Genomic DNA, 19,809 nt, shown 5'->3' with positions numbered 1-19,809 from the left:
AGGACGGGAGGAGTGACCTCCCGCCAGTCATTGGTTTATTTCAGCAGGCGATCGTGATGTTCGGCGCCGCGCAGCATGGCCTGGATCAGCTCGTTGGCCTCGAACTTGGTCAGCGCCTCATGAGCCCCCACCTGATGGGCACGCTCCACACTGATCTCGCTGGAGAGCGAGGTGTGGAGGATGATGTAGGCTCCCGCCAGTTTGCTGTCGCTCTGTACCTCGAAGGCCAGCTCGTAGCCATCAAGCCCCGGCATCTCGATATCGCTCACCAGAATGTCGATAGGGGTCTTCTGGCTGGCCCGTTGCTGCATCAGGGTCAGTGCATCCTTGCCATTGGTACAGACCTCATAAGGAATATTGATGTAGTCCAGCGCTGCCATCAGCTGACGGCGGGCAACCGAGGAGTCATCAACCAGCAGGATCCGCATCGGCTTGATCCGCTCCCGCTGCACATCGGTCAGCACCGGATAGAGGTGGCTCGGATCGTCCGGATAGACCCGGGAGAGGATCAGCTCCACATCCAGCAGCTGGATCAGCTGGTCATTGACCCGGGTCACGCCGGTTACGAACACATTGTGGCCGAGGGAGGCGGGGGGCGATTCGATATCGCGCCAGTTGCACTCGGTGATCTTGTCGATGCCCCGTACCAGAAAGCCCACCAGGGTGCGGCGGCAGTCGGTAATGATGATGAAGCAGTGGGGCATCTCCTCCTTGCTGATGGGGCGATAGCCCACCGCCATCGCCATGTCGATCACCGGAATGGTGGAGCCGCGCATATTGGCAGCCCCCAACACGGTCGGGTGCGAGTGCGGCATTGCCGTCAGCTGGGTGTAGGGCACTATCTCCTTCACCTTGAGGGTACCGATGGCAAAGGATTGTTTGGCTGAAAGGTGAAACAGCAACATGCCCTGGGATTGATTGGCTTTGCTCGTCATGGCAGATGTCCTGTTGGTCGAAACGTTGGCAGTCACTTCAGGCCTCTAGCATAAAGGATTACGGGGGGAATGGCCCTTCCTTGTTAACGACCATCTGGCAAAAAACTGGACTCATTCAGCCAATTTCGTTGGCGTATTCCATCGGCGTCCGGTTATTGATCACCATCCTCGCCAACGCCCCACTGCTGGCAGGCCGCTTGCAATGCGGCCTCATCGGCATAACCCAGCTTGCTGGCCACCTGCGCGGGTTTGCTGCCGCCTTTAAGCAATCTGAGCGCCTGCAGCAGTTGCCACTGTTGTTGCAATTCACTCCCTTCTACCGGCGCATCGGCTTGTTGTGCCCACTGTTGCAGAGACTCCGGCTGGCCATTGGCCAGCGCTTGCCAGCAGGCTTGCAGCTCACCGTGACCCTGCTGGCTGATGGCGCACTGTTGCAGCTCATCCAGGATCACCTGCAGTCGCTGACCGTAGGCCCCTTGCCACTCTTTCGGACGTTGCCATCGGGCCAGCGAGTCGAGCAGGGCATCGAGCAGCGGGGTAGCCAGCAGCCAGCCTGCTTGCTGCGGCTGAGCCACGCGCAAAGAGACATTCAGCTGATCGTACTCGCAACCGCTGAGGGGGCTGAAGGCCGCGAGGGCATCGGCGCAGAGCCAGAAGCTGCTGCCTGCCGGCAGCAACAGCTCATGTTGGCCCAGTCTCAGCAGCGCGGCGCCCCGGGTGATCCGCAACAGCTGCCCGACCGGAGTTCGTTTGCGGTTGCCGGCGTGCAGGCCCTGGCAGGAAAAATGGTGATACTCGATGGCGTGATGCATGTAAAAACCCTGATATGATGCTGCTTGGAGGTAACAAATATGGAAACCAGACGTAAAAAACGCTTCATTGCCGGTGCTGTCTGCCCGGCGTGCGGCAAGTTGGACAACATGATGCTGTATCTGGAGCATGGAGTCGAGAAGGTGACCTGCGTCGCCTGTGGCGATACCCAGGTACAAACGCCTGCCGAGGTCGACAAGCAGACTCGCGAGGCGGAAGAGGTGATCGGGGTGTTTCGCCCCTGATAAGGGAACGGCGGGTGGAATGCGGGCCTTCTCGCTGACGCTGTTGCCGTTTTTTTCGTCACTCAGTGGCGCCGCACGGCATATGCGCGGCCCGCTTTTTAGGGTATTCTGAGCCCGTTTTTTTCTATCCGCAGGATCCTGACATGAAAGTAGCTCCTCTGAGCGTGGTTACGCTGGAATACACAGTCACCGACGAGCACGGTGAAGTCATCGACAGCACTGTCGGCAAAGAGCCGCTGGTCTATCTGCACGGCACCCGTTACCTGGTCTCAGGCCTGGAAGCCGAGCTGGAAGGTCGCGCGGTAGGTGAAGCCTTCGAAGTGACTCTGGCACCGAGCCAGGCCTACGGCGAATATGACGAGACACTGGTACAAGAAGTACCGGGCGAGCTGTTCGACGGCATGGAAGTCTCCGAAGGGGATACTTTTGTGGCTGAAACCGACGATGGCCACCGTCCGGTGACCGTGGTTGAAGTGTCCGAAGAGTTCGTCAAGGTGGATGGCAACCATCCGCTGGCTGGCGTAACTCTGGGCTTCAAGGTCGAGATCAAGGACGTGCGTGCCGCCACTGCCGAAGAGCTGGCTCACGGCCACGTTCACGGTGCCGGTGGTTGCGGTCACGATCACGGTCATGACCACGATCACGGCGGCTGCTGTGGCGGTCATGGTCACGACCACGATGAGGATCACGGCCAGGGCGGTTGCTGCGGCGGTGCTGGCCACGGTCACGATCATGGCCACGATCACGGTGACGGCCATGGTCACGGCGGCTGCTGCGGTGGCGGCGGTTGTGGTGGCAAGGGCCATCACCACTGATCACGGCCATGCCGATGATAAAAAATCTGCCGTAGGAGTCATACCGAGCAACTAATGCTCATTAATTGCTCCTCCTTGGATGATGAAATCCGAAGCCGGTTGTTCTGGCTTCGGATTTTTTATGTCTGTCAAATAGGCTCGCGGCTTTTCCCAAGCTAATAGGCTGCTTATTTTTGGTTAATGCTCAACATTATTCCCTCTCGGTTCCGCGATGGGGCTTTTGTGCGGAGCGCAAACGTCATCTGCAAACGAGTCATCAAATCGGTGTCATCATCAGCACAATATGACCAAGTTACTTCATGCCCCAACAGCTATAACGAGCCAGCGTCAGTCTCTATTTGGTCTCGTTGTGCCCATAAAAAAATAGCCAGTCAGGCTTAACTGACTGGCTATTGCCTAGTGACTAACTGATAGGCGCGAAGCCTTACAGCTGCTCGATACCGACGATATGCCAGGGGGCATTGTTCTTGGCCAGATCGCGCTCGAGGTGCCACACCTCTTTGATGTCTTCTTCGACCTGCTCCTGACGGTCCATGTAGCGGCCGCTGAAGCGCACGCTCACCTGAGCCCAGTCGCTGCCGTAGTCAGCACGTACCAGCTGGGTATCCACATACATTACTTCCGTATGCTGGTCGCCAGTCAGTTCGGCGCGCTCGGCTTTGAGCTGCTCAAAGAGCTCGGGGCTGACGTACTCGCGCACTTTTTCCAGATCGTTCTTGTTCCACGCCTCTTGCAGGGTGCGATAGTGATCGCGGGCACCGGCCAGGAAGCTGTTCATGTCAAAGCCCGGCGGAAGGCGGAACGGCACGTCGCTGTCGGCAAAGCCGGTGGCTTGCGGTGCGCTGTTGCTCTGCTCAAACTGCTGCGGGGCCGCGGATTGCGGTGGCTGATAGCCCGCATAGGCCGCCTGTTGTGGCTGTGGCGTCGCGACCTTGCCCTTGCGCAGGGTACGGATCAGGAAGACGGCACCCAGCGCCAGCAGGGCGATCAGCAGGAAGTCCATTCCTTGCAGACCTTCAAAGGCACCGCTGCCCAGCAGGTAGGCAAACAGGCCGCCAGCCAGCAGGCCGCCCAGCAGGCCACCCATCATGCCGCTCTTTTTCGGCGGAGTCTGGGCATTCAGTGTCGGATTCTTGTTGTCGACCGGTTTGGCCGCAGGCTGGGCCGGCGCAGTTTTGTAACTTTTACCAAAGGATTTGCCGCCGCCAAATTTCTTGGCTTCGGCGTGAGGTGCCCCCAGGCCAATGGCCAGGATCACGGCAAACAGGGTCAGCATCTTTTTCATTTTGACTCTTTTCACTCTCGTCTGTGGGTGGGGCATGCTCCGCTTTGGCAAGCTCAGCAAGGCGCATGGCAGGCTGCCTGCCCCTAATTGTGTCGCAGCTTGTATTCATCAATATCACCTCTGGCATGAATTATTCATGAACGAGGTAGCCGCGATGCGGCGTCAAACAAGAGGAGTAAACCGGATGAAAAGCAGAAGATTGAGTCGCAAGGAGCGCAAAATGCGAAGCAAAATCAAAATGGTCAAGGTAGAGCAGACTCTGGTTTGGCCCTTTATGATGGTATGAGCCGCCAGATAGGGCTCGCCGTAGTTGGCTTTCTTTTGTAAAATTCCCGTCCCCTTCCCGCTGCGGTTTTTATGTGTATGGCAGAGCAAGTGACGGCGAAAAAAGACGCCAAGACACAACAGCTGAAAGTTCCTCCCCACTCTTTTGAGGCCGAACAGTCCGTACTGGGCGGCCTGATGCTGGATAACGATGCCTGGGATCGGGTTGCCGAACGGGTTATCGATCAGGATTTCTACAGCCGTCCGCACCGGTTGATCTTCCAGGCTATGACCCGCCTCTCCAACGCGGGCAACCCCATCGACCTCATCACCTTGCAGGAGGAGCTGGAGCGCTCCGAACAGCTGGAAGAGGCGGGCGGCTTCGCCTATCTGGTGGAGATCGCCAAGAACACCCCGAGTGCTGCCAACATCAACGCCTACGCCGAAATCGTGCGTGAGCGGGCGGTCGTACGGGAGATGATCTCGGTCGCCAACGAGATAGTCGAAGCAGGCTACGAGCCACAGGGCCGTACCTCCGGCGATCTGCTCGATCTGGCCGAGAGCAAGGTATTCAAGATTGCCGAGCAGCGCACCAGCGCCAACGAGGGGCCCCAGCCCCTGAAGCTCATCCTCGAGCAGACCGTCGACAAGATTGAAGAGCTGTTCAAGACCCCGCACAACGGGGTGACCGGGGTATCGAGCGGTTACAACGATCTCGACAAGATGACCGCCGGTTTGCAGCGCTCGGACTTGATCATCGTGGCGGCCCGTCCCTCAATGGGCAAGACCACCTTTGCCATGAACCTGTGCGAGCATGCGGCCCTCACTGCCGACAAGCCGGTGCTTATCTTCTCGCTGGAGATGCCCTCGGAGCAGATCATCATGCGTATGCTTGCCTCTGTGGGGCGTATCGACCAGACCAAGGTGCGTACCGGTCAGCTCGACGACGAGGATTGGGCGCGCCTCTCCTCCACCATGGGATTGCTGCTGGAGAAGGGCAAGATGTATATCGATGACGCATCCGGCCTCACTCCGACCGATGTACGTTCCCGTGCCCGTCGGGTGGCACGCGAGCACGGTGGCCTATCCATGATCATGGTGGACTACCTGCAGCTGATGCGGGTGCCGGCGCTCTCTGACAACCGTACCCTGGAGATCGGCGAGATCTCCCGCTCCCTCAAGGCGCTGGCGAAAGAGCTGCAGTGCCCTGTGGTGGCGCTCTCCCAGCTCAACCGAAGTCTGGAACAACGGGCCGACAAGCGCCCGGTCAACTCGGACCTTCGTGAATCGGGCTCCATCGAGCAGGATGCGGACTTGATCATGTTTATCTATCGTGATGAGGTTTATCACGATGACAGCCCGGACAAGGGGATTGCCGAGATCATCATCGGCAAGCAGCGTAACGGCCCTATCGGCCGGGTGCGTCTCACCTTCCAGGGTCAGTTTTCCCGGTTCGACAACTACGCCGGTCCTGCGTTTGACGATGATTATTGATAAGTAACAATCATGGCAATCCTGTGGTCAGGATTGCCACCACCGCTCTGACCCGCTTGCCATTCACTGCAAGGCAGCCCGTCAGAGCCTGTTTTCCCGGTTCGACAATTATGCCGGTCCGGCCTTCGACGACGATAAGTGAGTGGCGGTCTTCGGCCCGATGAGGGGGAGACCATTTGTGCCCTCGTAAGGGAAAACCATGAAAGCGGCTACTGCCCAAATCAACACTGCGGCCTTGCGCCACAACCTCGCCGTGGTCAAGCGCCACGCTCCCGCTTGCAAGATCATCGCTGTGGTCAAGGCCAACGCCTATGGCCATGGACTGCTGCCGGTCGCCCGCACCCTGGTGGATGCGGATGCCTACGCGGTGGCCCGTATCGAAGAGGCGCTGATGCTGCGCTCCTGCGCCGTGGTCAAGCCCATCGTGCTGCTGGAGGGCTTCTTCTCCGCCGACGATCTGCCGGTGCTGGCGGCCAACAATCTGCAGACGGCGGTTCACACCTGGGAGCAGCTCGAAGCGCTGGAGCAGGTCGAGCTGCCAGCGCCCGTGGTGGCCTGGCTCAAGCTTGACACCGGCATGCATCGCCTCGGGGTACGTGCCGACGAGATGCCCGCCTTTATCGAGCGCCTCGGCAAGTGCAAGAACGTGGTGCAGCCGTTCAACATCATGACCCACTTCAGCCGCTCCGATGAGCTGGAGCAGCCCACCACCCGCGAGCAGATCGACCTCTTCAGCCGTCTGACGGCACCGCTCCTGGGCGAACGGGCCATGGCCAACTCGGCGGGCATTCTGGCCTGGCCAGACTCCCACTGCGACTGGGTGCGCCCCGGTGTCATCCTCTATGGCGTGTCGCCCTTCCCCAATACGGTGGCGGCCGATTACGACCTGCAGCCGGTGATGACCTTGAAGACCCAGCTGATTGCGGTGCGGGATCACAAGGCGGGCGAGCCGGTGGGCTACGGCGCCAACTGGGTGGCGGATCGTGACACTCGCCTTGGCGTGATCGCCATCGGCTACGGTGACGGTTATCCGCGCATGGCGCCCAACGGCACATCCGTGCTGGTCAACGGCCGCATCGTGCCGCTGGTGGGGCGTGTCTCTATGGATATGAGCACGGTAGATCTTGGGCCCGGCGCGACCGACAAGCCCGGCGACGAGGCGGTACTGTGGGGCGAGGGGTTGCCGGTAGAGCGGGTGGCCGACGAGATTGGCACCATCCCCTACGAACTCATCACCAAACTCACCTCCCGCGTCTTTATGGAGTACGTCTGATGTGGCAGCAGTGCCTGCTGACGTTGAAGCCCCGTTCGCGGGGCTTTCATCTGGTGACCGACGAGCTGGTGGCCAAGCTGCCGATGCTGGCGGATTACCGGATTGGCATGGCGCACCTGCTGCTGCAACATACTTCCGCCTCGCTTACTCTCAACGAGAATTGTGACCCCAGCGTGCGCAGCGATATGGAGGCCCATCTGCACCGGCTGGCGCCGGAGGATGCCCCTTACTATCGCCACACCTATGAGGGGCCGGATGACATGCCCGCCCACATCAAATCCTCCCTGCTCGGGGTGAGCCTGCAACTGCCGATCCGCGATGGTCAGTTGGCGCTCGGCACCTGGCAGGGGATCTGGCTTGGCGAGCATCGCATCGATGGCGGTGCCCGCAAGGTATTGGTGACCCTGCAGGGTGAGTAATCAGGCTGTAACCAGCTGAAAGATGAAGATAAAAAAGAGGGATGGCGCCGAGCCATCCCTCTGTCGTTTCTACGGTTTTGTGAGCCATCCACCTGCCAGTGGTGAAACGCTTTTCGTGGCTCAGCCGACCTTGAAGGGGGTCAGCTTGGCCAGCGGGGCGGCGTCCATAAAGGCTTGTGGCTCCTGACCGTGTTTGAAGATCTTGAAGTCCTGCTCGCGGGCGCTCCAGTACTCCAGACGCTCGCTGCCGTTTTCTCCGGTGATTTGCAGCAGACTCGCTTCGCGCAGGGCCACCACGTGCTCGCTCGGGTTGATGGCGCAGAACTCGGCCAGACGTTCGTCGCGGGTCTCGCCCATGTGGCCGCTGATGCTGGCGTCCAGATAGTGCGGGTTGATCTGCAGCGGGAACAGGCCCAGCGCCGGCAGCACGGCGGCACTGCAAACCGGCATGTCGTTGGTGGTGCGGATGCTCGGGGTCGCCACGTTGCAACCAGCGCTCCAGCCCACATAGGGGACGCCCCGCTCGCGCACGGCACGCTGGATCGGCACGATCAGGCCGTTTTCATGCAGCATCTGGTTGAGGCGCCAGGTGTTGCCGCCACTGATAAAGATGGCGTCGGCCTGATTGACGGCCGCGACCGGATCATCGAAGTGGTGAATGCTGATGGTCTCGATCCCGAGACTCTCGGTAAGTTCGTTGGCGCGGGCATCCCAGTCGCTGCGGATCACCGCGTAGGGGATGAGCAGGATGCGCTTGACCTGTTTGCGCGCGAGCAGGCTCTGCACCCGGTCGCGGGCCCAGCCAAGCAGACCCGGAAATTCGTTGGCTTTACCGTTGCTAAGCAGAAGCAGTTCCATCAAATCGTTCCTCAAAAAGTGAAAGCGGAGGAGGGAGGGCCACCGGATCCGCCGTGCGGCCGGATGGCAAGAGGAGGCATGCTACCACCATTGGCGCGGCGGTTCTGTGATCGCGAGGCCCATTCAACGGCTATGGAGGAGTTATGGATGGATAACTCAATGCCAACTGGTGGATTAATAAGCAGCGCTCCGCTCGCTGCCCATCGCCAATAAAAGACCCCGCCGCAGCGGGGTCATGGCAGAGTTAGTCGAGTTTGAGATCGACCCACACCATGCGGTGATCCGAACTGACTCCCTTGGCGATGCCGAGTTTCGCATCATAGACCAGGTGGTAACCCGCCTCGAAGCTGGCCGGCCAGTAGACACCACTCTTCACCGCGTTGAGGTTGGCGGAGGGGATGACGTGATCCAGCTGTAGCACGCTGGAGTTGGTGATCCGCTCCGGGTTGGGGCGATTGAGGTTGCGTTTGCAGTCGGCCCCTTTGCTGACACACTCCGGGCCCCCTTCGCTGACCGGGATCAGGGTGCCATTGGTGATGGCCTGATTCATCAGCGGGTTGTTTAGCAAATCCTGAATGGCGGTCAGGTCGCCGTCACCGGTGAGCGGATCGGCGTTGAGATCCCCGGCGATGACAAACTTGGTATTTTTGGCGAGCCCACCCTTGGTGCCCTTGTCATCGGTCATGTAGTTGAGACCCTTGACGTAGTCATTCCAGAAGGCGATCTCGGCGCGGTTGTGCTTGACGGTGTGACGCGCCGCGTTGGCAAAGATCGGCGGGGTCGGGTGGGAGATCAGGAAGTGGATCACCTCTTCACCCTTCTCGGTCTTGATCCGTACCGGCACATCGGCATGGTTCTTGGAGGAGAGCGGGTACTGCTGCCAGGCTGCGTCTGAATACCAGGCATCGCCACACTGGCGGCTGGCCGGGATCTTGACCTTGGGATTGTTGCAGTCATCGATGATGGGATTCTGCTCGCCCGGCATATCCTTCCACTTGAAGTTCTGGAAGGTACGGATCTGCTTGGTGTCAATGGGATATTTGGACATCACCGCAAAGGCGTACTGGCCGTGGTAGTTGCCAAAGCCCCAGGCATCGTCGGGGCCGCTGTTGACCTTGCCATCCAGATTGAGGTCATAACCGCTCATCAGGCCGGTGTTGGTGGCGAAGTTCTGCATCACCGGATAGCTGATGGCGGTCACTTCGGCGTGTTGGGCGTGAGCCAGATAGTTGTCGTTGAAGGCTTTCAGATCGGCGGTGCTCTCGCCTTTGCCGTCGTTGTCGAACTCGTTGAGCAGGAACACATCCGGACGGGTGCGCTGGATGATCTCCGCCACGTTGCGGATCTGCTGCACGTTCTTGGCTTTGGTTTCAGTGGCGCCGCTCAGGCTCCCTTCGGCGAGGCGGGCCAGCAGGGCATCCTGCTCGGTGCGGGTCAAGGCCAGCTCACCGGTCAGCATACCGGCGGCAGTGCGGTCAAAAGAGAGGTTGAAGGTGGCAAAACGAACCATGGGATCAGCTGCCTTTGAGTCGTTGTCGCTGTTGCAGCCTGCCAGCATCCCGAGGGAGATGGCGGCGGCCAGTAGGGTCTTGTTGATATTTTTCATTGTAATTGTTCCGTAGCATCAATGAGTTATGCCTTCTGTGAGGCGGCGTCATTATAAGTAGACGGTGATGCTGCGGGGGTTTTGCCTGAGCAAAGTGTGAGGATATTCACACCACATATCTGGCGATGATGAATGTTAGCAGGGCGATATGGGGTGTGAAAAACCGGTTTATACGCTGCAGTTTCCGGGATGAATAACGCGCTTCCTGCCGTTACCGCACTCTGAATTTGTCACACTACCATCGGCAGGCCGCTCTCGGGGTGGTGGATCACCTGTGCCGGATAATCATAGAGACGGGCGATGAGCTCAGGGGTGAGCACTTCGGCAGGCGTGCCATCGGCCATCAGCTTGCCCCGCTCCAGCATCACCAGCCGATCGGCATAGCGCGCCGCCAGATTGAGGTCGTGCAGCACCACCAGCACAGCTGTATTGCGGCTGGCGAGGGCGCGCGCCATGGTGAGCAGCTGATGCTGGTATTTCAGATCCAGCGCCGAGGTGGGTTCGTCGAGCAGCAGCAAGCGGGGTTGCTCGGCCTGCTCGGTCGGGGAGGGGGCCTGCCAAATCTGCGCCAGCACCCGGGCAAACTGCACCCGCTGCCGCTCGCCGCCGGAGAGCCCGGGATAGAGCCGTTTGGCCAGATGCTCGACCCCGGCATGGGTCATGGCCGCCGCCACTATCTCGTCACGCCGCGCCGCCGGTTCACTGTGGGGCAAGCGCCCCATGGCGACCACTTCCTCGCAGAGAAAGGGGAAGTTGAGGGAGGAGCTTTGCGGCAATACCCCGAGCCGGTGGGCCAGCTGGCTGCTGTCCCACTGCTGGCGATTTTCGCCAAACAGAGTGATGGTGCCCTCATATTCCAGCTCGCCGGTCAGGCACTTGAGCAGCGAGCTCTTGCCCGCCCCGTTGGGGCCGAGCAGCGCGGTGAGGGTACCGCTCTCGAGACTAAGATCGAGCCCATCCAGGATCTGGCGCTGGCCACGGCGCAGGCTGAGTCGTGTGCAGCTCAACAGGGGGGAGGAGAGTGAGGATGAGAGTGGTTGCATAACAGTCCGTATCACAGGGCGCGGCGGCCTTTTACCAGCAGCCAGATGAAGAAGGGAGCGCCGAGCAGGGCGGTGATGATGCCCACCGGCAGCTCGGCAGGGGCCAGCAGGGTGCGTGCCAGCATATCGGCTGCCAGCAGCAGGGCAGCGCCAAGCAGGGCCGATAGCGGCAGCAACCTGACATGGTTGGGACCCGCCAGCAGGCGCACCAGATGAGGCACCACCAGCCCGACGAAGCCGATCATCCCCGATACCGCTACCGCCACCCCGACGCCCGCGGCGGTGAGCAGAATCAGGCGACGCTTGAGGGATTGCACATTGACCCCCAGATGACGGGCCTCTCCTTCACCTAGCAGCAGGGCGTTGAGGGGATTGGCATCGCGCATAAAGAGCCACAGCAGGGCCGCCAGGGTGAGCAGGGCCAGCGCCACATCGGCCGGTTTGCCTGCCGCCAGCGTTCCCATCTGCCAGAGGCTCAGGTTGCGCAGCATCTGATCGTCCGCCAGATAGGTGAGCAGGCCGATCACTGCACCGGAGAGCGCCGTGATGGCGACCCCGGCCAGCAGCATGACGGTGACCGAGGTGCACCCCTCACGGGTGCCGAGCAGATAGACTAGCGTGGTGGTGAGCGCGCCGCCGAGAAAGGCGAGCAGCGGCAGCAGACCAACCCCGATGGTGGCTTGCAGCTGCTGGCCGAGGGGGGCCAGCAGCACGATGGCGAGCGCCGCACCGAGCGCCGCACCGCCGGAGACACCTATGATGCCGGGGTCAGCCAGAGGGTTGCGAAACAGCCCCTGCATCACGGCGCCACAGAGCCCGAGAATCCCCCCCACAGCGATGCAGAGCAGGGTTCTCGGCAGGCGAATTTCCTGCACGATCAGCAGCTTGTGCGACTCTATCCCGCTCTCCTGCCCGGCAAACAGCGCCCGCAGACTCTCGCCCAGGGTGAGGGTCATGGGGCCGGTTGCCAGCGAACCGAGCAGCAACAGCGCCAGTGCGGCCGTGGTAAAGGCCAGCAGCCAGGAGAGGGGTAACCGCATCATGACCCCTGCTTGATCCACTGGGCGATCTGGTTCGCCTGTTGCAGGGAGTTGAGGCTCAGGCCCCCTTGCAGGGCGTGGCCGTCGATGGCGTGAATGGCGTTACGCTTGCCAGCCGGGGTGGCGGCCAGGGCGGGCACTTCGGCAAGCACCTTGGCCGGATCGGCATATTGCTGCCAGTCACGACCGCTGACCAGTACCAGATCGGGCTGCATCTCGATGAGGGATTCGGCGGATACCGGCTTGTAGTTGCGCAACTCGGCGACCGGATTGATACCGCCTGCCAGCGAAATCAGCGCGCTGGCGGTGGTGTCACCCCCGGCGATGCTGGTGGGTTGCCCCTTGTGCAGCAGCAGGAAGGCGACCTTGAGCGGTTTGTTCTGTTTGGCTTGCGCCGCCAGCTGATCGGTCTGAGCCTGGATCTCTGCCTTCAGGCGATCGCCAGCGGCTTTGTCGCCCAGCAGGCTGGCGAGGGTGTCGATACGCTGGTTGAGGTTGGCGAGGGTCGGCGCGGTATCCAGCACCTCCACCTTGACCCCGGCACGACGTAGCTGATCCAGGGTCGGGGCCGGGCCCATCTCGTCGCTGCCCACTAGTCGGGTGGGGGAGAGGCTCAGGATCCCTTCGGCGGCCAGCGCCCGGTGATAGCCCACCTTGGGCAACCCTTTTGGCAAGGGGCTGCTGACATCGGTGGCGATCAGGCTCGATTCACCGCCAAGGGCCAGAATGAGTTCTGTGGTGGCCGGGCCGATACTGACGATACGCTCTTTCTGTCCGTCGGCGGCAACGGCAGAGAAGGGAGAGAGTGAACTGCAGAGCAGGGTGATGGCGAGGGCAAGACGACGGCCCATGCTAACCTCCGAAGGGGTGAATGAAACGGGTGTGCCGCCGAGAATATCAAGGCTTTGGAAAAAATGCACTGATAATGATAGCAATTATCAATTGCATTGATTCCGGTGCTTTATTAGAGTAGCCGCCATGATAAACAGCGGGACGACCTGGTCCCGCAGAGGGAGAAAACATGAGCATTGCACAACGCATTCACGCGCTGCTGGAGCAGGATCCCGGCGCTCATCCGTCCACCCTGGCGGCCCAGCTTGCCATCAGCGAATGGGAGGTGGTTCGCCATCTGCCCGCCGAGCTGGTGACCCTGCTGCCCGCCGATCGTGCGCAAGGTCTGCTGGAAGATTTGGCCGACTGGGGCCCGGTGACCACCATCGTCGAATCAGAAGGTTCCATCTTCGAGGTAAAAGCCCCCTTCCCGAAAGGCAAGGACGCACGCGGCTACTACAACCTGATGGGCCGCGACGGTGAGCTGCATGGTCACCTCAAGCTCGACAACGTGGCGGGGATTGCGCTGGTCAGCAAGCTGTTCATGGGCAAGGAGGGGCACTCCTTCCAGTTCTTCGGTCACTCCGGCCGCTGCATTTTCAAGGTCTATCTGGGTCGCGACGAGAAACGCCAGCTGCTGGCCGATCAGGTCACCCGTTTCATGGCGCTGCGCCACAACTCTCAAGAGGAAGTCAAAGCATGAGTGAACGTCAGGAGCGTCTGCAGAACCGCCTGCAACCGGAGATCCGCGAGTTTCGCGACAGCTGCCGTACCCTGCAGCTCGCCACCGTCGATGGCGAAGGCAATCCCAACGCCAGCTATGCCCCGTTCGTGCTGCAGGAAGATGGCTACTATGTGCTGATCTCCGAGATCGCCCGCCACGCCCGCAACCTGCAACAGGTGCCGCGGGTATCCCTGATGCTGATCGAGGATGAGAGCGGTGCCCGCGAGCTGTTTGCCCGCAAGCGCTTGACCTTCGATGCGGTGGCTGAAGTGGTGGCCCGTGACGACGCCCGCTGGAGCAAGGCGGTTGCGGCGCTGGAGGGGCGTTTTGGCGAGATCATCAAGGGTCTCTCCAACCTCAAGGATTTCAAACTGTTCCGCCTCAAGCCGGAGCAGGGGCTGTTCGTCAAGGGCTTCGGCCAGGCGTTCGCGGTCTCCGGTGACGAGCTGGTGGATTTCGTCCATCTGGTGGAAGGGCACAAGCGCATCGACAACGGTGCCGAGCTCACCAGTCCGGCCGATGCGCCGGTCTGACGATCCCAGTCGACCACGACAGTCGTCATAACAAAACGGGCAGCCACTGGGCTGCCCGTTTTTATTGCGTTATCTCATCCGCCAGTTCAATCCTGCCAGCTGGCCTTGTTGGGAAAAGCGCGACGATCGGCGTCGGTGGCCGTTTCGTTGCACTCCCCCCGCACCTTCCAGGAGGTCTGGCTCAGCACTATGTAGCCCTGACGGCAATACTGCTTGGTCGCCAGGGTCTCGGTCAGCAGGTTCTCCTGCAACGCCTCCCGCTGCTCCAGCAACCGCTGGCTCTGGGCCGCCGAGAGGCCGCGCGGCAAGGTGTCGTTGGGCGCGGCTTCAAAGGTGAACCGCTTGCTCCCCTCCTCGTTGATATGGGTCAGAAACAGGGGTTCCGGCCCGTCATATTTCTGTCCGGGCAAGCTGGAGCAGGCCGACAGCAGGGGAACAATCAACAACAGGGTGGCAGACAACAGGCGCACGACAGACTCCAGTGAGAAACGAGGCGAGGCTCGCAGATTAGCACGGCTGCAGGGCGGGTGTTACTGCCAGCAGCTCGTCGGTGGTGAGCAGGGTCACACTGCGCCCCTCCGGCAGGCTGAGGTGGCGCCACATCCAGTGATGGTGCTCGGTGATCTGGGCTGCGCTCAGATGGGGGCGATCGGCGGTGGTGTGACCATCGCTCAACACCAGCACCTCGTACCCATGGGAGGCGGCACTGCGCACCGTGGTGTCGACGCAAAAATCGGTGGCGCAGCCACAGAGAATGAGTCGATCGACCGGCTGCTCGGCTAGCAGGAAGGCAAGCTCGGTGTCGAGAAAGCTGTCACAGGCCGTTTTGCGCACCCGGCTCTCTCCCTTGGCCGGTTGCAGCGCACTGTGCAACTGCCAACCCGGGGTGCCGGGTTCCAGTTCGGTACCGGGGGGCGAGTCATGCTGGATATAGATGACCCGTCCCTGTTGCTGCCTGACATGGGCCGCAGCCCGATTGATATTGGCCAGCACCTGCTCCTGGCGGTAACGGGGCTCGTTGAACAAGCCTTGCTGCACATCGATGATCAGTAACACATCCATATTTTACCCGCCGTTTCCTGGAAGATTAGGGTTGCAGCCACTGGCTGCAGTCACGACTGCGGGATTGATGCAGCGCGCCCATATCTTGCTTCATCTCGTCACTGTTTTGCCAGCGCTTAGGCAGCGGCATGATGGTTACCTGCACATCGGCTGCGGGATCTGCAACAGAGGTCTCATCTGTGCGGGGCACGACCAGCGCCACCTTGAGGGCAGGATTGCGGCTGGCGATGCGACTGGCGAGTCCAAGCCCCCCCTCGACGTGGAAATTGCCGGCGATATGCATGATCTGCTGGCCCGGGTGCTTGGCGAGATAATCCACCATGCTTTCGGCCATGGTGTCATCCCAGCTGGTTTGGGCGGCGAAGCGGCGGGCGTTGCTGTCGGCATCGCCGTGGTGCATGGAGGCCATAAATTTCTGTTTATAGGGATCATCCCCTAGCGTCAGTTGGCGGGCCAGCTGGCTGCGACGCGACGCGGGCAGTTTGTCTAGCCACTCAGCCCCCTCCTGACCGACACAGCTCACCAGCGGCTTGGGGGCGTTGGCGGCGATCACTGGCATCTGGTGCGCTTTAGCAAACTCTACCAGCGGGCGGTAGTCGCTCGGATAGTTGGGCCAGGCGTTGCCTTCGCGGATCAAGGCCGCTTCACCAATCTGGTTCGCCAGATAGGCATCCAGCGTCTTCTGATCGGCGCGGCTGAACTGCTCCATGGAGAGGGCCAATGGCCGCCCGTGCTGCTGGCCAGCGGTGTAAAGCCCGCTCAGCAGGCGCGATTGCAACAGATGCACGGCGGGATGGCTGTGCAGCTCACCCACCAGAATGATGTCGGCGTCGGCAATGCGCGCGATCGCCTGCTCCAGCGTCAGGTCTGCGTCTCCCTCGCTGCTTAGCTGGTAGTCATAGAGCGTCTGCAACTGTGATGACTGGGTCGGTTGGGTGGGGGTGGCACAGGCTGCCAGTAGCAGCGGCAGGGCGAGCAGGGGAAGTCGTCTAATCATGGGATCTCACGGCTGATATGCCCGGATGCCGGTGCATCTCGGGGGGCTAATAGAGAATAAGGGCAACACAGGGCGACAGTGTAAAACCAATTTGGTTCAAAACAAATGAGAATGATTTCGTTTCTTGTTGATCTTTGTCGAGAGCCGGGTAATATGCGGCCTGTTTGATAACAGTTCTCAATAAGGATTCGCTGTGACCCATCATAACGCACTCTCTCTGGTTGCCCTCGCTGTGGCTGCCGGTCTCTCCTCCCAGGTCTTTGCTGCCACCCAGAAGGCGGATGAAGTCGTGGTCGTCAGCGGCTCACGGATGGAGCAAAAACTGGAAGATGTCTCCGGCCCCATCTCGGTGATCACCGCCAAGCAGATTGAAGAGCAGGTCGTCACCAACGTCGCCGACCTGTTCCGCTACGAACCTGGTGTGACCGTTCTGGGCGGTCAGGGGGATGCGCAGACCTTCATCATCCGCGGCATGGGTGAAAACCGGGTCAAGGTGGTGCGCGACGGTGTGCGCCAGAACGATGCTTACAGCAAGGGCGGTGTTGGCCAGAGCTACTTCGATACCGACATGATCAAGCAGGTAGAAGTGGCAAAGGGGCCGGCGTCAGCCGCCTACGGCTCCGATGCGCTGGGTGGCGTGATTGCCATCACCACCAAGGATGCCAGCGACTTCCTCAAGGGCAAGGATAGTTATCTGGATGTGACCAGTGGTTACGCCTCCAGCAGCCACCAGAAGATGGCGGGCTTTACCGGCGCCCTGCGCACTGGTGAAGTGGAGAACCTGCTGCGCTACACCTGGCGCGATGGCGGTGTGACCCAGAATTTCGACTCCACCAAGAACGACTTCGATATCGGTACCCACGCCCTGCTGCTCAAGAGCAAGTGGAACCTCTCCGATGAGCAGTTCCTCAAGCTGACCGTTGACTACCTGACCGATGGCGAGGAGCCGGATGCGGTCAAGCTCAACAAGGTCGGTACCGGTACTGCCCGTGTCTTTGATCAGCCCATCACCGACAAGCAGACCGACAACCTCTCTGTGGTGCTGGATCACGGCATCGCGCTGAATCAAGGCTGGGCAGATCGGATGGATAGCAAGGTTTACTTCGCTCGCACCAAGCAGACGTTGGATCAGTACGCCTCATCCAAGTATCCGGTTAACCCGCGCAATCCCTATGTGACCAAAAACTCGCTGGATCACAACGTGTTCGATCAGAAGAACATCGGCGCCCAGCTGCAGTTCCACAAGGCGGTCGCCAACCATCGTCTGGCCTGGGGGGCTGAATACGAGCACACCGACAACGAACGTACCCGTTACAAGGGGCCGACGACACCCGGTGATTTTGTCGGCTACAACGAGCTGAGTTTCCCGGCTACCACCAGCGAGCGCAGCGCCCTGTGGGCCTTTGACGAGATCAAGTTTGGCGAGCGCTGGGTACTGACCCCGGGTGCCCGTTATGACTACTACCGGATGACCCCGGACAACGATCCGGCCTACACCGGCGATAAGCTGCACAAGTTCTCCGAAGGGGAGTTGTCACCCAAGCTGGGTCTGGTGTTCAAGGCCCACGAGGCGGCCAACCTGTTCGCCCAGTACAGCCACGGTTTCAAGGCCCCCATGTATGACAGCGCCTTCTCCACCCTGAACCATCAGGCGTACGGCTATCGCATCGAGCCCAACCCGAACCTCAATCCGGAGAGCAGCGACGGCATCGATCTTGGCGTGCGTGGCAGCAGCAACGGCTTCAGCTATGAAGTAGCCAGCTTCTACAACAAGTTTGAAGACTTCATCGAGATGGTGGAAGTGGGCAAAGAGGGGCGCACCGCCGTCTACCAGTACCAGAACCTGAGCAAGGCGACCACCAAAGGGGTCGAAGCCAAGGCGGATTACTGGCTCAACGACATCGTCAATGTCTGGGGCAACCTCGCTTACATCGAAGGCAAGGATGGGGATGGCAACTACATCAACAGCCTGAGCCCGCTCAATGGCTCCGTCGGTGTGCGTCTGGAACAGTCCCAATGGAACTTCAACACCGCGCTGCGCTTTGCTGACGACATGGACAAAGTCCGTAAAGACAGCAAAGGCAAGGATTACGTGAAGAGCGCCGGTTGGGGTGTGGTGGATATGTACGCCCAGTTCAACCCGATGACCGACCTGCAGCTCAACGTTGGGGTCTTCAACCTGTTTGACAAGGAGTACACCAGCTACGAGCGCATCGCCGGTCGTGCCGAGGGCTCCGATAACAGCATGATGACCGAACCGGGCCGCAACCTGAGTGCACGGGTCAAATACGTATTCTAAAAAGACAACACACGCAGTGATCGAGGGCAGTTGCCCGCACCGGATCCCCGCCCTGACAGGCGGGGATTTTTTATACATGTAGCCAGGCGTGAGGTGACCCGCTCACGCCATGTTATTCGTTGGCTTCGCCTTTTCTTTGTGTTGGCGAGATATTATGCTATTTGATTCATTGTTAATGATATTTAGTAATTCTTTACAATGGGTGCGACTCGCCTTTGACTTCGACATCGAACTATTTTCTCGACACCGCCGATGCACTTGAGCTAATTACCCGCTTCAATGAGGCCCCTGACGAGCAGACCATAGTGACTCTGTTGCGAACTCTGAGCCAGCAGATGGGGTTTGACCACTTCCGGCTTGGATTCATCTTTCCCAGTTCGATTCAGCGTCCTGATGTGAGGATTTTCAACGGCTGTCCTGCCGAGTGGGTGCAGGCCTATGACAAACAGCGTTTCTTTGCGGTAGATCCCGTTGTGCGTAAAGGAATGAAGCAGAGCACCCCCATCCTCTGGGCCAATCTGATCACCGAGTGTTGCGATCAGCAGGACATCGCTGGGTTGGAAGTGATGCTGCAGGCACAAGAGATGGGGCTGCGCGACGGGATCACGATTCCCTGGCACGGGGCGAATGGCCATGTTGGCTTGCTGTCATTGATCACTCGTACGCCACGAACCGAACATCAGTGGTTGACGGCTATTCCCTTTTTAAGCTGGCTGGCAGTGCATGTCTTCGAGGCGGTGGCCCGTGTTTGTCTTGCCGTGAAGTTTCCTCAGGAAGATCTGACGCTACGGGAGCTGGAGGTGTGCCAATGGGCCGCCGAAGGCAAGCAAGTGAGCGATATTGCCCAGATCCTGGGGATCAAGCCCAGAACTGTCACTTTCCATCTTGAGCGGATTGCGGAGAAGCTGGGGGCAAGCAGCAAAAATCAGGCGATATCCTGGGCACTGATGCAGGGGATTGTCAGGCTGAACATTGACACGGCACAAATCGAAAATGTGGATGATAACAGTGCATGATGCTGCCTAACGCAAAAGCTTGCTCATTACGTAGATGAAATTACTAAAAAGGTCAGTTTTGCCAGTGAGTGTGATGATATTGCGCAACTTATTGCACCCATGTGCGTTGGGCGAGAACTGGCGGAATGTAATTATTTGATAAATAAGGAATAAAAAAATGGCATGGACGCTGCTAAAGGTTGGTCGAGTGCTATCTCGTTTAACCAACCTATTTAGGAGCATACACATGCCAACTCCATGTTATATCAGCATCGAAGGTA

At 59.9% G+C, this 19,809-nt stretch carries 20 protein-coding genes; 9 read left to right on the top strand and 11 right to left on the bottom strand.

The features are described 5' to 3' along the window. Positions 1-35: 35 nt before the first annotated feature. Positions 36-935 carry a chemotaxis protein gene (locus ACW5XC_RS18945; protein WP_005348267.1) on the bottom strand — a complete coding sequence of 300 codons (900 nt, stop codon included), beginning with the start codon at positions 933-935 and terminating at the stop codon, positions 36-38. Positions 936-1,087: 152 nt separating this feature from the next. Continuing rightward, positions 1,088-1,747, bottom strand: a complete 660-nt coding sequence (locus tag ACW5XC_RS18940) for a hypothetical protein (protein WP_042052792.1) — start codon at positions 1,745-1,747, stop codon at positions 1,088-1,090. A 39-nt stretch (positions 1,748-1,786) separates the two neighbouring features. Between ACW5XC_RS18940 and ACW5XC_RS18935 the strand changes: the two genes are divergently transcribed. After that, positions 1,787-1,990 carry a YheV family putative zinc ribbon protein gene (locus ACW5XC_RS18935; protein ID WP_005335287.1) on the top strand — a complete coding sequence of 68 codons (204 nt, stop codon included), beginning with the start codon at positions 1,787-1,789 and terminating at the stop codon, positions 1,988-1,990. A gap of 143 nt (positions 1,991-2,133) precedes the next feature. Next, positions 2,134-2,805, top strand: a complete 672-nt coding sequence (gene slyD, locus ACW5XC_RS18930; protein ID WP_042052790.1) for a peptidylprolyl isomerase — start codon at positions 2,134-2,136, stop codon at positions 2,803-2,805. 424 nt (positions 2,806-3,229) lie between these two features. Here slyD and ACW5XC_RS18925 read toward each other — a convergent pair whose 3' ends face one another. Beyond that, a complete protein-coding gene (locus ACW5XC_RS18925; RefSeq protein WP_005335275.1) occupies positions 3,230-4,090 on the bottom strand; it encodes a Tim44 domain-containing protein in 861 nt (286 codons plus the stop codon). A 363-nt stretch (positions 4,091-4,453) separates the two neighbouring features. On the opposite strand from ACW5XC_RS18925, the gene dnaB reads away from it, so the two are divergent. The 3 genes from dnaB to ACW5XC_RS18910 all read left to right on the top strand — a co-directional run bounded on the left by dnaB (position 4,454) and on the right by ACW5XC_RS18910 (position 7,540). Next, on the top strand, positions 4,454-5,848 hold the full coding sequence (dnaB, locus tag ACW5XC_RS18920) for a replicative DNA helicase (protein WP_026035132.1): 1,395 nt from the start codon (positions 4,454-4,456) through the stop codon (positions 5,846-5,848). 199 nt (positions 5,849-6,047) lie between these two features. Beyond that, positions 6,048-7,121: an alanine racemase gene (gene alr, locus ACW5XC_RS18915; protein WP_042052788.1), complete on the top strand. Its 1,074-nt coding sequence runs from the start codon at positions 6,048-6,050 to the stop codon at positions 7,119-7,121. Beyond that, positions 7,121-7,540, top strand: a complete 420-nt coding sequence (locus ACW5XC_RS18910) for a secondary thiamine-phosphate synthase enzyme YjbQ (RefSeq protein ID WP_042052785.1) — start codon at positions 7,121-7,123, stop codon at positions 7,538-7,540. Before alr ends, ACW5XC_RS18910 begins: the two co-directional genes overlap by 1 nt. Before the next feature lie 120 nt (positions 7,541-7,660). Here ACW5XC_RS18910 and pepE read toward each other — a convergent pair whose 3' ends face one another. The 5 genes from pepE to ACW5XC_RS18885 all read right to left on the bottom strand — a co-directional run bounded on the left by pepE (position 7,661) and on the right by ACW5XC_RS18885 (position 12,938). Continuing rightward, positions 7,661-8,398 carry a dipeptidase PepE gene (pepE, locus tag ACW5XC_RS18905; protein WP_042052782.1) on the bottom strand — a complete coding sequence of 246 codons (738 nt, stop codon included), beginning with the start codon at positions 8,396-8,398 and terminating at the stop codon, positions 7,661-7,663. A gap of 244 nt (positions 8,399-8,642) precedes the next feature. After that, a complete protein-coding gene (locus tag ACW5XC_RS18900; protein ID WP_042052780.1) occupies positions 8,643-10,004 on the bottom strand; it encodes an endonuclease/exonuclease/phosphatase family protein in 1,362 nt (453 codons plus the stop codon). A 230-nt stretch (positions 10,005-10,234) separates the two neighbouring features. Beyond that, entirely contained in the window at positions 10,235-11,047 is an 813-nt protein-coding gene (locus tag ACW5XC_RS18895) for a heme ABC transporter ATP-binding protein (protein WP_042052777.1), read from the bottom strand. Positions 11,048-11,058: 11 nt separating this feature from the next. Beyond that, complete coding sequence (locus ACW5XC_RS18890; RefSeq protein WP_042052775.1) at positions 11,059-12,090, bottom strand: FecCD family ABC transporter permease; 1,032 nt, start codon at positions 12,088-12,090, stop codon at positions 11,059-11,061. Continuing rightward, complete coding sequence (locus ACW5XC_RS18885; protein WP_040066746.1) at positions 12,087-12,938, bottom strand: heme/hemin ABC transporter substrate-binding protein; 852 nt, start codon at positions 12,936-12,938, stop codon at positions 12,087-12,089. Before ACW5XC_RS18885 ends, ACW5XC_RS18890 begins: the two co-directional genes overlap by 4 nt. Before the next feature lie 170 nt (positions 12,939-13,108). On the opposite strand from ACW5XC_RS18885, the gene hutX reads away from it, so the two are divergent. Beyond that, positions 13,109-13,621: a heme utilization cystosolic carrier protein HutX gene (gene hutX, locus ACW5XC_RS18880; protein ID WP_005362516.1), complete on the top strand. Its 513-nt coding sequence runs from the start codon at positions 13,109-13,111 to the stop codon at positions 13,619-13,621. Beyond that, a complete protein-coding gene (gene hutZ, locus ACW5XC_RS18875; RefSeq protein WP_005335257.1) occupies positions 13,618-14,175 on the top strand; it encodes a heme utilization protein HutZ in 558 nt (185 codons plus the stop codon). Before hutX ends, hutZ begins: the two co-directional genes overlap by 4 nt. A gap of 86 nt (positions 14,176-14,261) precedes the next feature. Here the strand turns inward: hutZ and ACW5XC_RS18870 are convergent, their stop codons facing one another. The 3 genes from ACW5XC_RS18870 to ACW5XC_RS18860 are packed head-to-tail and all read right to left on the bottom strand — an operon-like array spanning position 14,262 to position 16,234. Next, complete coding sequence (locus ACW5XC_RS18870; RefSeq protein ID WP_005335256.1) at positions 14,262-14,645, bottom strand: hypothetical protein; 384 nt, start codon at positions 14,643-14,645, stop codon at positions 14,262-14,264. A gap of 37 nt (positions 14,646-14,682) precedes the next feature. Continuing rightward, positions 14,683-15,237 carry a cysteine hydrolase family protein gene (locus ACW5XC_RS18865; protein ID WP_005348211.1) on the bottom strand — a complete coding sequence of 185 codons (555 nt, stop codon included), beginning with the start codon at positions 15,235-15,237 and terminating at the stop codon, positions 14,683-14,685. Between the two features lie 25 nt (positions 15,238-15,262). Beyond that, positions 15,263-16,234: a ChaN family lipoprotein gene (locus ACW5XC_RS18860; RefSeq protein ID WP_042052773.1), complete on the bottom strand. Its 972-nt coding sequence runs from the start codon at positions 16,232-16,234 to the stop codon at positions 15,263-15,265. Between the two features lie 193 nt (positions 16,235-16,427). On the opposite strand from ACW5XC_RS18860, the gene ACW5XC_RS18855 reads away from it, so the two are divergent. Both ACW5XC_RS18855 and ACW5XC_RS18850 read left to right on the top strand, forming a co-directional pair. Then, positions 16,428-18,533: a TonB-dependent hemoglobin/transferrin/lactoferrin family receptor gene (locus ACW5XC_RS18855; RefSeq protein ID WP_042052770.1), complete on the top strand. Its 2,106-nt coding sequence runs from the start codon at positions 16,428-16,430 to the stop codon at positions 18,531-18,533. 215 nt (positions 18,534-18,748) lie between these two features. Next, positions 18,749-19,549, top strand: coding sequence for a LuxR family transcriptional regulator (locus ACW5XC_RS18850; protein ID WP_042052769.1), 801 nt, complete (start codon positions 18,749-18,751; stop codon positions 19,547-19,549). Positions 19,550-19,809 lie beyond the last annotated feature (260 nt).

It is taken from the genome of Aeromonas sp. 25-AL00135, from assembly GCF_054052385.1.
The sequence above is the reverse complement of the archived record's forward strand: the minus strand, read 5'-3'. Positions and strand labels throughout refer to the sequence as shown.